This is a genomic window from Streptomyces sp. NPDC030814 (assembly GCF_055572155.1).
In genome coordinates this window covers 293,323-309,936 of record NZ_JBVIDX010000009.1, presented here as the reverse complement: position 1 = coordinate 309,936, position 16,614 = coordinate 293,323, and the positions used below count along the sequence as shown (strand labels likewise).

Genomic DNA, 16,614 nt, shown 5'->3' with positions numbered 1-16,614 from the left:
GGGCGTGGGCGTCGGCGGCCGTCAGGCCAGCACTTGGCCCCTGCCGGCCACGACCTCCGGGCGCAGCAGGCCGGCGAGTGTCTCGGCGGGCAACAGGCCCTTCTCCAGTACCAGTTCGGCGACGCCCCGGCCGGTGGCGAGGGCCTCCTTGGCGATGTCGGTGGCCGCCGTGTAGCCGATGTGCGGGTTGAGCGCGGTGACCAGACCGATGGAGTTCTCCACGGCCGCGCGCAGTGCCCCGGTGTTCGCGGTGATGCCGTGCACGCACCGCTCGGCCAGGATCAGGCAGGCGTTGCGCAGGTGGGTGATGGACTCCGACAGGGAGTGCAGGATGATCGGCTCGAAGGCGTTGAGCTGCAGCTGTCCGGCCTCGGCGGCCATCGTGATGGTGACGTCGTTGCCGATCACCTCGAAGGCGACCTGGTTGACCACCTCGGGGATCACCGGGTTCACCTTGCCCGGCATGATCGACGAACCCGCCTGCACCGGCGGCAGGTTGATCTCGCCGAACCCGGCGCGCGGCCCGGAGGAGAGCAGGCGCAGGTCGTTGCAGCTCTTGGAGAGCTTGACCGCGATCCGCTTGAGCACACCCGACATCTGCACGAAGGCACCGCAGTCCTGGGTGGCCTCGACGAGGTTGGCGGCCGTGACCAGCGGCAGTCCGGTGATGTCCACGAGATGACGACGCGCGGACTCCGCGTACCCGGCGGGCGCGTTGAGGCCGGTGCCGATGGCCGTGGCACCCAGGTTGATCTCATGGATCAGCTCGACGGCCTCGGCGAGCCGGGACCGGTCCTCCTCGATCATGACGGCGAAGGCCGAGAACTCCTGGCCGAGCGTCATCGGCACGGCCTCCTGCAGCTGGGTACGCCCCATCTTGAGCACGTCGCGGAACTCCACGGCCTTGCCCGCGAAGGCGTCCTGGAGCACGGCCATCGCCTTGAGCAGGCCCCGCACCGCGAACACCGTCGCGATCTTCACGGCGGTCGGGTAGACGTCGTTGGTGGACTGGCCGAGGTTGACGTCCTCGTTCGGGTGCAGGAACCCGTACTGCCCCTTGGCATGCCCGAGCAGCTCCAACGCCCGGTTGGCGACGACCTCGTTGGCGTTCATGTTCGTCGAGGTGCCCGCGCCGCCCTGGATGACGTCCACGACGAACTGGTCGTGCAGCTTGCCGGAGCGGATCTCCCGGCATGCGGCGACGACGGCGGCGGCCTTCCTCGCCTCCAGGAGCCCCAGTTCCTCGTTCGCGAGGGCGGCGGCCTCCTTGACCGCGGCCAGCGCCTCGATCAGGTGCGGGTACGCGGAGATCGGCATGCCGGTGATCGGGAAGTTCTCCGTGGCGCGCTGGGTGTGGACACCCCAGTACGCGTCGGCGGGGACGTCCCGGTCGCCGAGGAGATCGTGTTCGCTGCGGGTGGCGGCGGTCATGGCTGTACGGGCTCTCTCTCAAAGGGCGGCGCGGGGGCCTTCCGCGTCTGCCGCGCGAAAGGCCCCCGTGGTGTCACCGGTGTGGGCGCCTGCTCAGAACAGACGGTCCTTCGCCTTGTAGTAGGCGCCGCCGAACGGCAGGAACCAGGCGGTGCCGTTGTAGAAGGGGACGGGGACCTTCGGGAAGCCGAAGCCGCGCAGCGGGTTGGCCTCCGGCCTGCCGTCCATCATCTCGGCGACGGCTCGGCCCATGTACGTGGCCATCTGGACACCGTGTCCGCAGTAACCCATGGAGTAGTACAGGCCGTTGGCCTCGCCGGCGTGCGGAATGCGGTCCCAGGAGAAACCGACCATGCCGCCCCACACGTAGTCGATGCGCACCCCCGCGAGCTGCGGGAAGATCTCGGTCATCTCCCGCTTGAGGATGTCACCGCTCTTGACGTCGGAGGCCGGGTTGGAGGGGGCGAAGCGGGCCCGGCCACCGAAGGCGAGACGGTTGTCGGGGGTGAGGCGGACATAGTGGCCGACGTTCTTGTGGGCGACCAGCAGGCGGCCGTTGGGGATGAGTTCCTTGGCGCGCGCCTCCCCCAGCGGCTCGGTGACGATGATGAAGCTGCCGACGTTGATCAGCCGCTTGCGGAACCACGGCATCGACTTGTCGGTGTAGGCATCCGTCGCCGCCATGACCTGCTTGGCGCGGATGGTGCCGTGCAGGGTCTCCACCACGAAGCCCCCGCCGGGGAGGCGGGTGAGTCCGGTGGCGGCGTTGCGCTCGTGGATCTCGGCGCCGGCGCGCTCGGCGGCGTCCGCGAGGCCGCCTACGAACTTGCCCACGTGCAGGGCGGCGCTGTCCGGGTCGAGCAGGGCGCCGTGGTAGTAGTCCGTCCCGAGTTCGGCGCGGAGTTCGCTCTTGCTCAGGACGACCGTCTCGTGGCCGAAGTTGTCGGCCAGGTCACGCTGCTTGGCCCGCAGGCCGTCGAAGTGGCCGGGCTTGCAGACGGCGCCGAGGCGCCCGGCACGGTGGAAGTCGCAGTCGATGTTCTCGGTCCTGGTGAGCTCCTCGACGACGTCGACCGCCTCACGGAAGGCGTTGTACAGCTCCAGCGCGCGCTCCTGGCCGTAGCGCTTGCGCGCCTCGGCGGGGCTGATGGTGATGCCCTGGGTGCACATGCTGCCGTTGCGCCCGGAGGCGCCCGAGCCGACCTGGTCCTTCTCGACGAGGACGACCCGGGCACCCTTGCGGGCGGTGTGGTAGGCGGTGGACAGGCCGGTGAGGCCGCCGCCGATCACCACCACGTCCGCCTCGTCGGGCAGGTCCTTTCCGGAACGGTCGGGTCGGGCCGGAGCGGTGTCCAGCCAGTAGGGGATCTGCTTCATGGCGTGCGTCCTCTGTGTTCTCGGTCCTGTTTCGCCGTCGGGCCCTGGGTCAGCAGCCGAGCAGCTTCGGCAGGCCCGACAGGTCGGGCAGCTCGTCGTAGGGCTGGTAGTCGGCGCTGCCGGGGTGGCCGTAGCGGTTGATCCATACGCGGCGCTTCAGGCCGAGGTCGCGAGTGGGGATGTGGTCGTACTCCCAGCCCTGCGCGGTGTGGATGACCTGGGACGGCTCGACGCCCATGGTCTTGAAGGCGTACTCGAAGGTCTGGCGGTCGGGCTTGTAGGCGCCGGCCTGCTGGGCGGTGATGACGTAGTCGAACTCGACGCCGATGTTCTCGACGTTGCGCGCGATCAAGTTGTCGTCGGTGTTGGAGATGATGGCGATCTCGTACTTGGTCTTGAGGGCGCGCAGCGCGTCCGGGACCTCGGGGAAGGGGCCGAAGGTGGGGACGGCCTCGACCAGGGCGTCGCCGTCGGACTCGCGGTACTCCAGGCCGTGCAGGCGCATGGCGTTGCGCAGGCTGGAGTGCAGGACCTCGTGGTAGGGGCGGTAGGCCTCCAGGACGGCCTGGAAGCGCATGACGCGGAAGTCGTCGAGGAACTCGTCGACGTCCAGGTTGTCCAGGTCCAGCCGGTCCTCCAGGACCTTCAGGGTCGTGGGGCCGAGCTCGAAGTTGATCAGGGTTGCATACGCGTCGAAGGTGACGATCTCTCGCATGGTGTTCAGCCTCATCTCGCGGGGGTTCTTCAAGGAGTGGGGGGCTTCAGACGACGCGTTCGCCGGGGCTGACGATCGCGTCCAGCGCGGCCAGGTCGGCCGGGCTCGGTATCCAGTCGGCCGCCGCCGCGTTGGCGGTGACCTGTTCGGGTGTCATGGCGCCGCAGATGACGGAGCCGACGGCGGGCAGGGCCGCCAGGGCGCCGACGGCGACCTGGAGGAGGGTCAGGCCGCGTGCGGCGCCGTACGCGGTGAGCGCCTCGACCCGGTCGAGGGCGGCGTCGGTGAGCCAGCCCTGCCGCCAGGACAGGCGGCTGCCGGGCGGCGGCCGCTCGCCGCGGCGGTACTTCCCGCTGAGCAGGCCGTTGGCCAGCGGGTAGTACGGCAGCAGGCCGAGGCCGTGGTGCAGACAGGCCGGGATCAGGTCCCGTTCCGCACCGCGGTCGAGCAGGTGGTAGCAGGCCTGGGTGGAGACGAAGGCGTCCGTGAGCTGCTCGGCCGGGAGGTTGGAGCAGCCGATGTGGCGGATCTTGCCCTCGTCGACCAGTTCCCGGAGCGCGGCGACCGTCTCGTCCAGCGGCGTGACGCCGTCCGGTTCGTGGTACTGGTACAGGTCGATCCGGTCGGTGCCGAGCCGGGTCAGCGATGCCTCCACCGCGTACCGGATGTAGGCGCGGGCCCCGCGCGGACCGTACAGGTCGGCGTCCCGGCACATCTCCATGCCGAACTTGGTGGCCAGTACCACGTCGTCGCGACGGCCCTTGAGCGCGGCACCGAGCAGCCGTTCACCGTCGCCTCGGCGGCCGCCCCGGTCACCCGACCCGCCGTACATGTCGGCGGTGTCGAACAGGGTGATCCCGGCGTCGAGGGCGGCGTGGACGACGGCCTTCGTGCCGTCCTCGTCGAGGCGGCTGCCGAAGTTGTTGCCGCCCACGCCGACCACCGACACGGTGGGGCCGCGCTCTCCGAGGCTGCGGTATCTCATGACCGGTGCCCGAACCCGATGCAGACGTTCTTGGTCTGCAGGTAGCTCGACAGGCCCTCAAGGCCCTTCTCCCGGCCCCAGCCGCTGTGCTTGTAACCGCCGAAGGGCAGCTCGACGCCGGTGCCGACGCCGGTGGCGTTGACGTAGACCTGGCCGGCCCGGATGCCCTCGGCGAGGCGCATCGCCTGGTCGATGTCGCGGGTCCAGACGTAGGAGGCGAGGCCGTACGGGCTGTCGTTGGCGATCTCCAGTGCCTCGTCCGCGTCGTCGAACTCGATGACCGTGACGACGGGACCGAAGATCTCCTCGCGGGCGCACCGGGCCTGGTTGTCCAGGCCGGTCAGGACGGTGGGCTGGACGTAGTAGCCGTCGGCCAGTTCGGGGTCGGTGGGGGCACCTCCGCCGGCCCGGGCCACGGCGCCCTCCTCCCGGGCCAGTTCCAGGTAGCCGAGGACCCGGTCCCGCTGCCGTGCTGCGACGAGGGGGCCGACGTCCGGGTCGCTGAGACCGGGGCCGATGCTGAGGGAGGCGGCGTGTGCGACCAGCTTGTCCAGGAACTCCTCGGCGCCGCGCTGGAGGAGCAGCCGGGTGCCGGCCGAACAGGTCTGCCCGGCGTTGCCGAACGCCGAGGCGGTGACGGCGCCGAGCGCGGCGTCGAAGTCGGCGTCGGCGAAGACGACGACGGGGGACTTGCCGCCCAGCTCCGTGACGGAGGGGACCACGTTGGCGGCGGCCGCCTGGGCGACCTTGATGCCGGTCGGCACCGAGCCGGTGAAGGTGACCTGGTTGATGTCCGGGTGCCCGGCGAGGGCCGCGCCGGTCTCGCCGTCACCGGGGACCACGTTCAGCACGCCCGGGGGAAGACCGCACTCCAGGGCGATCCTGCCGATCTCCAGCGGGGTCAGCGGCGCCTCCGGCGACGGCTTGAGCACCACCGTGCAGCCCGCGGCCAGCGCCGGGGCGGAACCCCTGGCGGTGTTCTGCAGCGGGTAGTTGAACGGGATGATCTGGCCGGAGACACCGATCGGCTCGCGCACGGTGTAGTCGATGAGGCCGGGCCCGAGCGGGACCGTCGAGCCGCCGAGCTTGTCGGCGACGCCCGCGTAGAACTCGAAGTAGCGGGCCGCGGCCTCGACGTCGTTCCTGGCCTGGCGCAGCGGCTTGCCGACGTCCTGGCTCTCCAGCCGGGCCAGTCGTTCTCCCTGGTAGCGGATGGCCTCCGCGATCCGGTACAGGATGCGGCCACGGTCGGCGGCACGCAGGCCGGCCCACTCGGGGGAGGTGAACGCCGCACGGGCGGCGGCCACCGCCTGGTCCACATCGGCCTTGCCGGCCAACGCCACCTGGGCGATGGCCGTCCCGTCGGAGGGGTCGAGGACGGTGAAGGAGCGGCCGTCGGCGGCGGGGACCTGCTTGCCGTCGATGAGCAGCTCGGTCAACTGGAGTTCGTTGCTCATGGCCGGATCTCCCCGAGCACCTCGCCGAAGATGACGACCTCGTCGCCGGGGCGGACCGTGCGGATGCGGCGCACCCAGAGCACGATTCCTTCCTGCGGCGCGCGGACCTCCTCCAGCGTGGTGCCGTAGTGGTCGGTGATGGTGGCGATCAGGTCGCCTTCCTTGCAGGTCTCCCCCGGCTCGGCGTGGGCGACGAAGAAGCCGCCGGCGGCGGAGCGGGCGAAGGTCCCGGAGACGGTCGTGTAGGTGTCCCGCAGCTCCGCCTCGCCGTCGATCAGGCCGAGGCTGCGCAGGATGTTGCGGATCGAGTTCATGTGGTGCTCGACGTTGGCCTCGCGGTACGTGGCGCCGCCGCATTCGATGGTGATGGCGGGCTTGCCGGCCTCGAGGACGGGGTGGCGGACGGTGCCGCCCCACTTGCCGCCCTTCCAGACCAGCTCGTGCCCGGCGGCGAGGGCGAGGTCCGTGGCGAGGTCCTCGTAGCCGCCCTGGAGGATGACGAGCGGGGCTATCTCGCCGTAGGCGCCTCCGGTGTGCAGGTCGACCACGGCGTCGACGGCGGGGACGACCTGCTCGACGAAGGTGGCGGCCAGGCGCTGGGAGTAGGAGCCCTCGGCGTCGCCGGGGAAGATGCGGTTGAGGTTGAGGTGGTCGATGCCGCTCGCTCGGGCGGCGGCCTCGAAGGCCGGGGTGTTCAGGCAGGGGATGCCGACGACGGTGCCGCGCAGGGTGGCCGGGTCGAGCTCGGCGAGCACGCGCCGGATGGCCTCCTGGCCGTCGTACTCGTCGCCGTGCACGCCCGCGTCCACACACAGGACCGGGCCGTCGAGGGCGCCGTTGACGACGATCAGCGGAATGCCGAGCTCCACGCCGTAGCTGCTGGTGCCGACCGGGATCAGGCCCTGGGCGCGCTCGCCGGGGGCGACGGTCAGCGGACCTATGGAGTACATGGGGAACCTTTCCAAGACGTGGATCAGATGCGGGCCGATGCCTCGGCGAGGACGCCCGCGATGATCGCGGCGATACGGTCGAGGACGGCGCGGTCGCTGATCAGCGGGGGTGCGATCTGGACCAGCGGTGACGAGCGGTTGTAGACACGGGCGAGCAGGCCGGCCTCGCGCAGCCGGCGCGGGATCAGGTCGGCGATCAGACCGGCGCGGGCCAGGTCGCTGAAGCCGCCGTCGTCGAGGTCGCCGACGAGTTCGCACGAGTAGAAGAACCCGGTGCCGCGGACGTCGCCGACGATCGGCAGGTCCTTGAGGGCCGCCATCCGCTGGGCGAGGTCGCCCTGGAGGGCGCGGACGTTGTCCAGGACGCGGTCCCGGTCCAGGATCTCCAGGTTGCGCAGGGCGATGGCCGCGCTCAGCGGATGCCCGGCGAAGGTGTAGCCGTGGTTGAGGACCACGCCGGGCCGGTTGATGACGTCGGTGACCTTGGTACCGACCAGGGTCGCGCCGAGGGGGGCGTAGCCGGAGGTGATGCCCTTGGCGACGGTGACCATGTCCGGTCGGGCGCCGTAGCGGTCCCCGCCGAACCACTCCCCGAGCCGGCCGAACCCCGTGATCACTTCGTCCGCGACGAGCAGGAACCCGTACCGGTCGGCCAGCGCCCGCAACCCCTGCCAGTAGCCTCGGGGCGGCGTGATGCAGCCGCCCCGGTTCTGCACGGGTTCGGCGATGAGCATCGCGATGGTCTCGGGGCCCTCGGCCAGGATGGTGGCCTCCAGCTCGGCGAGCAGCCAGGCCGTGTACACCTCGTCGTCCGCGAACTCCGGTGCGAGACCGAAGCGGCTGGTGTTCGACACGAACCGGGTGTCGATCGCCGGCGGGCCGTACGGTTCCGTGAGGCCGGGGTCGTCGGTGAACGACAGGGTGCCGACGGTGAGCCCGTGGTAGGCGCCGCGCCTGGCGATCGCCTTGACCCGGCCCGGCTCCCCGCGCAGGGCGTGGTAGCGGCGGGCGATCTTCCAGGCGGTCTCGACGGCTTCGGCGCCGCCGCTCGAGAAGAAGGTGTGCTCGATGTCGACGGGGGCGATCCGGGACAGCCGCTCGGCGAGTTCGATCGCCGTCGGGTGCGCGGAGCCGGTCCACAGCGGGCTGTAGCACAGCTCGCGCAGTTGCCGTTCGGCGGCCTCGGCGAACTCGGGGCCGTAGGAGTAGCCGAGTTGGCAGCAGTACAGCCCCGACAGGCCGTCGATGTAGCGCCTGCCGTCCGCGTCGTCGACGTACGGGCCCTCCCCTCGCCGGACGACGAGGAGTTCTTCTCCCTCGACGCCGAGCGATCCGTTGGCGGTCATGTTCAGCAGCAGGTGCCGCTGAGCGGTGGCCGCGGCCGGCTGAGCGGCGGCGGCGGTCATACGGCTTCACCTCCGGGGTTGGCGACTCCGACGGTGTTCTCGACCGAGAGGAGGGATTCCTGGCGTCCGGAGCCGAGCCAGCGCACCAGGGCGACCAGGCCGAGGGCGAGGATCGCGAAGGCGATGAGGATCGCGCTGACCGCGGTCACGCTGGGGTCGATCTCGAAGGTGAGTGAGTTGTAGACCTGCACCGGCAGGGTGACGGTGTCGACGGAGGAGAGGAACTGGGAGATGTAGAACTCGTCGAAGCTGGTGATGAAGGAGAAGATCGCTGCCGCGATCATGCCGGGTGCGGCGAGCGGGAAGGTGATCTTCCGGGCGATCGTCAGCCGGCCGGCACCCATACTCGCGGCGGCGTCCTCCAGGCGTTCGTCGATGCCGCGCAGGGTCGCGATCAGGATCAGCACCGCGATCGGCGAGGCCAGCACCGTGTGACCGAGTGCGATGGCGATCGGGCTGCCCAGCATCGCGGCGGGCTCGAACAGCAGGAACAACCCGAGCGCGGTGACGATCTGCGGGATGACCAGCGGTCCGAGGACCAGGGCGAAGACCGCTGAGCGCAGCGGGAGTTCACTGCGGGTCAGGGCGGTCGCCGCGGTCACCCCGATGATCAGGGAGAACACGGTGCTCAGGGCGGCGACCAGGGCGCTCAGCGACAGCGCGGCCGGCCATTTGCTGCCGTCGGCGAACAGGGCCTTGTACCAGTTCAGCGTCCATGCTTCGGGCGGGAAGGCGGCGAAGGCGTTGTTGCTGAAGGAGGTGACGAGGATGACGAGGATCGGCAGCGCCAGGAACAGCAGGATGAGGGTGGCGATGGCGGTCAGGACGATCCGCCCGGCGAGGGTCTTGCGCAGCTCCATCATGATCCGCCCTTCCTTCTACGGCTGGCGCCGAGGGAGCTGACGACCTTGACCAGCAGCAGTCCGGCCAGGGTGAGCAGGAGCAGGATGACGCCCTGGGCGGCCGCCCCGTTCCACTGGTTCTCCTTGGTGACCTGCTGGTTGATGAGGGTGGCGATCATCGTCTGGTTGGGTCCGCCCATCAGGGCCGGGGTGATGTAGTAGCCCAGCGAAAGGATGAAGCTGAGCAGTCCGGCACTGGCCAGCCCGGGGGCGACCAGCGGCAGGTAGACCCGCCGGAAGATCGTCACCCGGCCCGCGCCCATGCTGGCCGCGGCGGCCAGCAGCCGCCGGTCCACCCCGCGCATCACCCCGTACAGCAGCAGCACCGTGTACGGCAGCATCATCGAAGTGGTGCCGATGACCACGCCCAGCTCGTTGTAGAGCAGCTGGAACGGGGCGCCCGGTGCCCACGCCAGGGTTTCGTTCACCAGGCCCTTGTCGCCGAGCATGATGATCCAGCCGTAGGTGCGCACCAGGGCGGAGACGAAGTGCGGGACGACGACGACCAGCATCGCCAGGCCCGCCCACACCGGCTTGAGCCGGGAGATCGCCTGGGCCAGGATGAACCCGAAGACCAGGCTCAGCACGGCCGTCTCGGCGGAGATCCGCAGGGTGGTGAACAGCACCGACAGGTTCACGCCCGTCAGCGCGTCGGCGTACCAGTGCAGGGTGAACGATCCGTCGGCGTCCTTCAGGCTGAGCAGCAGCGTGCTGAAGATCGGGTAGACGAACAGCACCAGCAGATAGACCACGACCGGCAGCGCGTACAGGATTCCGACACGTGTGCGGCGCGAGGCGAGGAGCTTGCGCGGGCGGGCGGGGGCCCCCGCGGTGAGGGTGGCGGCCATGGCTCACCCGCCCTGTTCGGTCGGGAAGAGGTTGACGTCCTCGGGGTCGGCGGTGATCCCGACCCGCTCGCCCGCGACGGGGCCCCGCCCGGCCGGTACCTCCAGGCGCAGCAGCGGCGCCTCACCGCCGTCGATGCGGACACCCGCCCGCACCAGGGTGCCCACGTAGGTGGCGGTCTCGACCGTGCCGGTACAGAACCCGTCGTCGGCGGCGCAGGCCCGCAGCCGGCCCGGCTGCACGGCGACCTTGACCTGTGTACCCGGGGCCAGCTGGTGACGGCGGGCCCTCACGAGACCGCCGGACTTGTCGAGGCGGACCAACGTGTGCTCGCCGTCGTGCTTGTCCACACGGCCGGGCAGGAAGTTGGCCGCGCCGAGGAAGTCCGCCACGAACGGCGTCTTCGGCCGCTCGAACAGCTCCCGCGGGGTGTCGAACTGCTCGATCAGACCGTTGCGCATCACCGCGATACGGTCCGACATCACCAGCGCTTCTTCCTGATCGTGCGTCACATAGATGACGGTCAGGCCCAGTTCCTGCTGGATGGTCTTGATCTCCACCTGGAGCTGGTCGCGCAGCTTCTTGTCCAGGGCGCCGAGCGGTTCGTCCATGAGGATGACCGGCGGGCGGTAGACCAGCGCCCGGCACAGCGCGACACGCTGCTGCTGCCCACCGGACAGCTCGCGCGGCTTGCGGCCGCCGAACCCGGACAGGCCCGCGATCTCCAGCGTCTCCCCCACCCGGCGGCGGATCTCGTCCTTGCCCACGCCGCGCAGCGTGAGCGGGAAGGCGACGTTCTCAGCGACCGTCATGTGCGGGAAGAGCAGATACTGCTGGAAGACGAAACCGAGGTTCCGCTTCTGCGGGGCGAGGCGGGTGACGTCCCGGCCCCCGACGGTGATGGTGCCGGAGTCGGGTTCGCAGAACCCGGCGATCATCATCAGCGTCGTGGTCTTGCCCGACCCGGAGGAGCCGAGGAAGGTGACGAACTCCCCCGCGGCGATCTCCATGGACGCCTCGTCGACGGCGACGACGCCCCCGTACGTCTTGCGCAGAGCCACCACCGACAGCGCCTTGCCGGTCGCGGCGGCCGGCTTGACGCCGGCCACCTCGACGGACGGTGTGGCAACACCGAATTCAGCCACGAGCCCACTCCAGCCAGCGCTTGGTGACGGCCGCTTCGTTCTTCAGCCACCAGTCGACGTCCGTGTCGAAGCCCTTGTCGTAGTACTTCGGCGCACCGGCGAGCGCGTTGCGCTGGTCCTCGGTGAGCTTGGCGTAAGCCAGCGGCGACGACGGGTTCGACGGGAAGGCCTTCGCCAGGTTGGCCTGGCTTTCGGCCCGCAGCGAGAAGTCCATCAGCAGGTAGGCGTTGTCCACGTTCGCCGCGCCCTTGGCGATGGCGTAGCCCTGGAACTGGCGGCGCATACCGTTCAGCTGCCGGGTGACCGGCACGCCCTGCTTCTCCAGGTCGGCGATCCGGCCGTCCCAGACGGTCGACATCGTCACTTCCTGGCGGCTCAGCAGGACGCCGGGCAGCGGGCCGCTGTCCCAGAACTTCTTGATGCTCGACCGCAGCCGGGTCAGCACCTTGAAGGCACGGTCCACGTCGAGCGGGTACAGCTTGTCCGCGGGCACACCGTCGGCCAGCAGCGCGAACTCCAGTTCCGGCAGGTCACCGTCCGGGCTGCACATCGCACGGCCGCCCTTGAACGCCTTGGTGTCGAAGAAGTCCGCCCACGACTCGGGCTTGCGGCCGCCGAAGGCATCCGTGCGGTACGCGATGCACTGACCGTAGAAGCTGCTGCCGATCGCATGGTCGCTGACCTGGGCCTCGGGGATCTTCGCGCTCTTCACGCTCTTGATCCGATCGTGGTCCAGCATCTCCAGGGCGTTCTGACCCACGTACTTGAGGTGGGACATCATCGAGTTGTTGATGAGGTCACACTGCGGGCGGCCCTGCTTGATCTGGGCCAGCAGCGGGGCGTCGTCCAGGTTGAGCACCTTGACCTGGATACCGGTCTCCTGCGTGAACGGCGTGTAGATCGCCTTCTGCAGGGCCGCGCCGTAGGAACCGCCGCTGTCACGGACGATCACCGTCTTGCTGCCGCCCTTGCCGCCGCCGGACGAGACCCGGCTGGTGCCGGAGCCGCAGGCGGCGAGGGAGGGAAGGGCGGCGAGGGCGGCGAGACCGCCTGCTCCGCGCAGGAGCGCTCTGCGACCGATCATGGAATCACTCATGACAAATCTCCTGGAAGTAGCGCAATGGGGGACCAGCTCGGTGAGGTAGGGGGGTGGAGTCGGTGGGGGGCATGCGGCCCGTCGGCAGGCCGGCGGACGTGCGGCCCGTCAGTGGTGCGGGGTGGCGATGGCGGCGAGTTCCGTGCCGGGGCGGACGGAGAGCCCGTTCATGCCGTAGATGATCGTTCCGGTGGCGGTGGCGGTGACCTTGTGCTCGGCGGCGTCGACCGGGTCGATGATGCGGCCGATGGTCTGACCCTCGGTCACCTCGTCACCGGTGACCGCGTCCGGGTACCACAGACCGGTGACCTCGGAGGCGACCTCTCCGGTCCAGATCCAGTCACTCGGCTGCGCGGTCGCCGGCCTGACGCGCTCCGACGCCTCGACGGCACCCAGGTGGTGCAGCAGCCGGTACAGGGCGTCGAGCAGCCTGTCCACGGTGGCGGGGTCGCGGTCGCCGAGCTTTCCGGTCTCGACGAGGATCGCGGGAACGCCCTGCCGGTTGGCGGCGGCGTGGCTGTTGCCGCCGTCGGCGCTGGTGCCGAAGACGACCAGCTCGTATCCGACCGCGTGGGCCATCGCCCTGTTCTTCGCGTCCAGCTCGTCGTCGCCGGTGAGACGGTAGCCGACGAAGTCGAGCAGGTGCTGGTCGATGCCGCCGCTGTGCAGGTCGATGTAGGCGTCGGCGCCGTCGATCAGGTTCTCGAACAGCCAGGCCGCCATCCGGTCGGTGGGGCCGCCGTCCTTGTCGCCGGGGAAGACGCGGTTGATGTTCACGCCGTCCAGCGGGGAGATGTTGAGCCTGCCCCCGTAGACGGCCGGAGGATTGGCCACGGGGCAGATCACCACCTGGCCGGCGACCTCGTCCGGCTCCAGCAGCCCGGCCAGGCGGGTGGCGGCGTCGACGCCGATGAACTCACCGCCGTGCACACCTCCCGTGATCACCACCCTGGGTCCGGGACGGGACCCGTTGACGAGGATCAGCGGGACGTCCACCGATGTGGTGCCGAGGTCGGCGGGCAGGCTCCCCCGGCTCTTCTGCCCGGGCTCGGCACGCAGCGAGCCGATGGTCAGGGTCATGTCTCAACCTCGTTCGGATCAGGCCGCGGTGCGGTCGACGGTGGAGATGAAGTCGATGGGCTGGCCGGAGGAGCCGTCCAGCGCCAGGTCGGCGGCGATGTCGCCGAAGGCGGGCGCGAGCTTGAAGCCGTGGCCGGAGAACCCGGCGAGCAGGACGACGTTCTCGGCGCCGGGCAGCGGGCCGACCAGCGGGCGGCTGCTCTCGGTGTAGCCCTCCATGTAGACGGTCAGACGCGTCGGGTCCGGGTGCACATCCGGCAGATAGCGGCCGATCAGCTCGCTGAAGATCTCCAGCTCCTCCGGCTGCACCGTGCGGTCCAGCGCGTTCGGGTCGCCCGCGGGCCTGTGCAGGGCCTGGGAGAGGCCGAGCTTGACGGAGACGCCGTCCGGGGAGGGCAGACCATAGCAGTGGGTGGGCGCGGTGCGGATGAACGCGGGACGCTCCTCGCCGAACCAGTCGTCGGGAGTGGTGGGCACGAACCACGCGCTGACCAGGCGGCGGATGTCCACCTCCCAGGGCAGGCCGGGCAGCAGGTCGTTGACCCAGGGGCCGGGGGTGACCACGGCAGCGTCGAAGCGCTGGCTGCCGGCGTCGGTGCGGATCTCCACACCGTTCATGACAGGGACGATCTCACGGACCGTTGTGTAGCGGTGGATCACGGCGCCCAGCTGCTCGGCGCGGCGGGCGGCGGTCTGGATGGTCAGTTCGGGGCGGATGAAGCCGGCGCGCCGGTCGAGCACGGCCGCGTCGCCGTCCTCGAGCCGGTACTGCGGGAACCGCTTGGCCAGGGCCTCACCGTCGAGGACCTCGTGGTCGAGGTCGTGCTCGGCGATGGACTGAAGGACGGTGGCCATCTGCTGGTGCTCGGTCGACCCCATGAGCAGGCATCCGGTCAGACGGCGCAGTTCGCGGCCGGTCTCCTGCTGGAGCTGCTCGTACAGGGTGTCGGAGTGCTTGAGGAGCGGGACGTAGCGGGAGTCCTCGAAGTGCGCGCTGCGGAAGATCCGGGTCTCACCGCCGCCGGCACTGCGGTCGTGGCCGGGGGCGAACCGGTCGTATCCGACGACCTCGGCGCCGCGGGCGGCCAGACGCCAGGCGGCCTGGCTGCCCATCGTTCCCACACCGACGACGGCGACACGCTTCCTGGCAGCTGACACAGGACTTTCCTTTCGTACCACCGAGGCGCATGCTGGCCTCGACGCGAGGATGTTCGATTCGAGTGGGTTTGGACGGGGGGCTTGACCCTTTGGGGCCCGCGGCTCGCATCCGTCCGCTTCTCGGAGTGCTCCGGCTCACCCTCGGACTTTCTCCTGGAGAACCGTGCCACATTGTGGAACGCTGTGCTAGAATCTGGCACAGACAATGACAGCGGTACGGAGGGGAGTCAAGAGGGTGTCCACAAGAAATTCCGGGGATCAACGGGGGGAAACCGGATGGAGATGAAGAGCGTCACCAGGTCGCTGCGCATCCTCGAAGCGGTCGCACAGCATCAGCCGGTGACCGTCGGGGAGTTGACGAAGCTCTTCGGGCTGCCGAAGTCCACCGTGCAGCGCACGCTGGTCACACTGGCCGAGGCCGGCTGGCTGCGGGCCAACCGCAAGGACACCACCCGCTGGGAGATCGGGGCGCGCGTCCTCGCCGTACGACCGGCCGCACTGCAGGGCTCCAGCCTGTTCGCCGCCGCCCGCGACCCGATGGTGCGACTGCGGGACCAGGTGAACGAGACGATCCACCTCTCGGTGCCCGACGCCCTGGACGGCATGGTCGTCGTCGACCGCGTCGACTGCGCACACGCGGTGCGCACCTTCCACACGATCGGCGACATCTCCCCCCTGCACGCGACCGCAGTCGGGCGCGCCATCCTCGCCCACCTCCCGAAGGGGGACGTCGAGGAGTTCCTCAAGAGCGGACTGGAACGCTTCAGCGACACGACACCGATCGATCCCGCTGAGCTCCGTGCCGAGCTGGACCGGATCCGCACCGACGGCTACTCGGTCAACCGGAACCAGTTCCGCCCCGGCGTCTGCGCCGTCGCCGCACCCGTGCTGGACGAGGACGGGAACCCACTGGCCGCCGTGGCCATCTCCATGCCCGACTCCCGGTACGACGCGGACCGGGTGCCCGAGTGGGGCCGCCTCGTCGCCGACACGACCACGGAGATCGCCCGGCGCCGCCTGGGCGCCTGACGCAGCCACCGCCCTGTGCCCGGCCGGGGGGAGCCGGACACAGGGCGATCGCACCACGCGGCGCGGTATGGCCTGGTCAGGGCCAATCGCTGTCCATCGCCGCGCGGGCACTTGATCCCCCTTCCCCTGGATGCCGACCGACGGCGGACCGACATCAGACATGCATGCCATATTGTGGAACGCCATGCTAGAATCCGGCACGATCTTGCTGTGGCTCCACCAGGGAGTCAAGAACCGGGCAGGACCAACCCAACCGACCTGAGGGGGCACCGGATGGAGATGAAGAGCGTCACCAGGTCGCTGCGCATCCTGGAAGCGGTCGCCAAGCACCAGCCCGTGACCGTCGGGGAGTTGACGAAGATCTTCGGTCTCCCGAAGTCCACCGTGCAGCGCACCCTGATCACGCTCAACGAGGCCGGCTGGCTGCGGGCCAACCGCAAGGACACCACCCGCTGGGAGATAGGGGCGCGCGTCCTCGCCGTACGACCGGCCGCACTGCAGGGCTCCAGCCTGTTCGCCGCCGCCCGCGACCCGATGATCCGGCTGCGCGACGCAGTCAACGAGACGATCCACCTCTCGGTGCCCGACGCCTTGCACGGCATGGTCGTCGTCGACCGCGTCGACTGCGCACACGCCGTACGCACCTTCCACGCCATCGGCGACACCTCGCCGCTGCACGCCACGGCAGCAGGGCACGCGGTCCTCGCCCACCTCCCGATGTCCGAGTTCGACGCGTTCGCGACGGGCACGTTCGAGGGCTACGGCGACCAGACCATCACCGACCCCGGGGAACTGCGTGCGGAACTGCGCCGCGTCAAGGACCGCGGATACGCCGTCAACCACAACCAGTACATCCAGGGTGTCTGCGCCATCGCCGCACCCGTCCTCGACGGTGACGGCGTCCCACTGGCCGCCGTGGCCGTCTCCCTGCCCGACTCCCGTTTCGACGCCGGCCGGCTCTCCGAGCTGGGACGGCTGGTGACCGACACGGCCGCGGAGATCACCGCCCGCCACCTGCGCTGAGGAGCCGCGCCGGG

Annotated in this window: 15 protein-coding genes; 2 read left to right on the top strand and 13 right to left on the bottom strand. The window is 70.0% G+C overall.

All coding sequences use genetic code 11. The features are described 5' to 3' along the window. Positions 1-21: 21 nt before the first annotated feature. The 13 genes from aspA to solA all read right to left on the bottom strand — a co-directional run bounded on the left by aspA (position 22) and on the right by solA (position 14,548). Entirely contained in the window at positions 22-1,431 is a 1,410-nt protein-coding gene (gene aspA, locus ACZ43N_RS21415) for an aspartate ammonia-lyase (RefSeq protein WP_468099425.1), read from the bottom strand. A 93-nt stretch (positions 1,432-1,524) separates the two neighbouring features. Further along, positions 1,525-2,808: an NAD(P)/FAD-dependent oxidoreductase gene (locus ACZ43N_RS21410; RefSeq protein WP_468099424.1), complete on the bottom strand. Its 1,284-nt coding sequence runs from the start codon at positions 2,806-2,808 to the stop codon at positions 1,525-1,527. A gap of 49 nt (positions 2,809-2,857) precedes the next feature. Continuing rightward, a complete protein-coding gene (locus tag ACZ43N_RS21405) occupies positions 2,858-3,523 on the bottom strand; it encodes a haloacid dehalogenase type II (RefSeq protein WP_468099423.1) in 666 nt (221 codons plus the stop codon). Positions 3,524-3,569: 46 nt separating this feature from the next. Beyond that, positions 3,570-4,508, bottom strand: coding sequence for an aldo/keto reductase (locus ACZ43N_RS21400; protein ID WP_468099422.1), 939 nt, complete (start codon positions 4,506-4,508; stop codon positions 3,570-3,572). Continuing rightward, on the bottom strand, positions 4,505-5,965 hold the full coding sequence (locus ACZ43N_RS21395) for an aldehyde dehydrogenase family protein (RefSeq protein ID WP_468099420.1): 1,461 nt from the start codon (positions 5,963-5,965) through the stop codon (positions 4,505-4,507). The genes ACZ43N_RS21400 and ACZ43N_RS21395 overlap by 4 nt, the downstream gene beginning before the upstream one ends. Continuing rightward, positions 5,962-6,930, bottom strand: coding sequence for a succinylglutamate desuccinylase/aspartoacylase family protein (locus tag ACZ43N_RS21390; protein ID WP_468099418.1), 969 nt, complete (start codon positions 6,928-6,930; stop codon positions 5,962-5,964). The genes ACZ43N_RS21395 and ACZ43N_RS21390 overlap by 4 nt, the downstream gene beginning before the upstream one ends. 8 nt (positions 6,931-6,938) lie before the next feature. After that, a complete protein-coding gene (locus ACZ43N_RS21385; protein WP_468099416.1) occupies positions 6,939-8,321 on the bottom strand; it encodes an aminotransferase class III-fold pyridoxal phosphate-dependent enzyme in 1,383 nt (460 codons plus the stop codon). Continuing rightward, positions 8,318-9,184 carry an ABC transporter permease gene (locus tag ACZ43N_RS21380; RefSeq protein ID WP_468099414.1) on the bottom strand — a complete coding sequence of 289 codons (867 nt, stop codon included), beginning with the start codon at positions 9,182-9,184 and terminating at the stop codon, positions 8,318-8,320. The genes ACZ43N_RS21385 and ACZ43N_RS21380 overlap by 4 nt, the downstream gene beginning before the upstream one ends. Then, complete coding sequence (locus ACZ43N_RS21375; RefSeq protein ID WP_468099413.1) at positions 9,181-10,071, bottom strand: ABC transporter permease; 891 nt, start codon at positions 10,069-10,071, stop codon at positions 9,181-9,183. Before ACZ43N_RS21375 ends, ACZ43N_RS21380 begins: the two co-directional genes overlap by 4 nt. A 3-nt stretch (positions 10,072-10,074) precedes the next feature. Then, the gene (locus tag ACZ43N_RS21370) at positions 10,075-11,214 is read right to left on the bottom strand and encodes an ABC transporter ATP-binding protein (RefSeq protein WP_468099411.1); all 1,140 of its coding nucleotides are present in this window, start codon (positions 11,212-11,214) and stop codon (positions 10,075-10,077) included. Further along, positions 11,207-12,310, bottom strand: coding sequence for an ABC transporter substrate-binding protein (locus ACZ43N_RS21365; protein ID WP_468099409.1), 1,104 nt, complete (start codon positions 12,308-12,310; stop codon positions 11,207-11,209). The genes ACZ43N_RS21370 and ACZ43N_RS21365 overlap by 8 nt, the downstream gene beginning before the upstream one ends. Positions 12,311-12,418: 108 nt before the next feature. Next, entirely contained in the window at positions 12,419-13,390 is a 972-nt protein-coding gene (locus ACZ43N_RS21360; RefSeq protein WP_468099408.1) for a succinylglutamate desuccinylase/aspartoacylase family protein, read from the bottom strand. An 18-nt stretch (positions 13,391-13,408) separates the two neighbouring features. Beyond that, on the bottom strand, positions 13,409-14,548 hold the full coding sequence (solA, locus tag ACZ43N_RS21355; protein WP_468099406.1) for an N-methyl-L-tryptophan oxidase: 1,140 nt from the start codon (positions 14,546-14,548) through the stop codon (positions 13,409-13,411). 282 nt (positions 14,549-14,830) lie between these two features. Between solA and ACZ43N_RS21350 the strand changes: the two genes are divergently transcribed. Then, positions 14,831-15,577: an IclR family transcriptional regulator gene (locus ACZ43N_RS21350; RefSeq protein ID WP_468099496.1), complete on the top strand. Its 747-nt coding sequence runs from the start codon at positions 14,831-14,833 to the stop codon at positions 15,575-15,577. 279 nt (positions 15,578-15,856) lie between these two features. Beyond that, complete coding sequence (locus ACZ43N_RS21345) at positions 15,857-16,600, top strand: IclR family transcriptional regulator (RefSeq protein ID WP_468099494.1); 744 nt, start codon at positions 15,857-15,859, stop codon at positions 16,598-16,600. Positions 16,601-16,614: the final 14 nt, after the last annotated feature.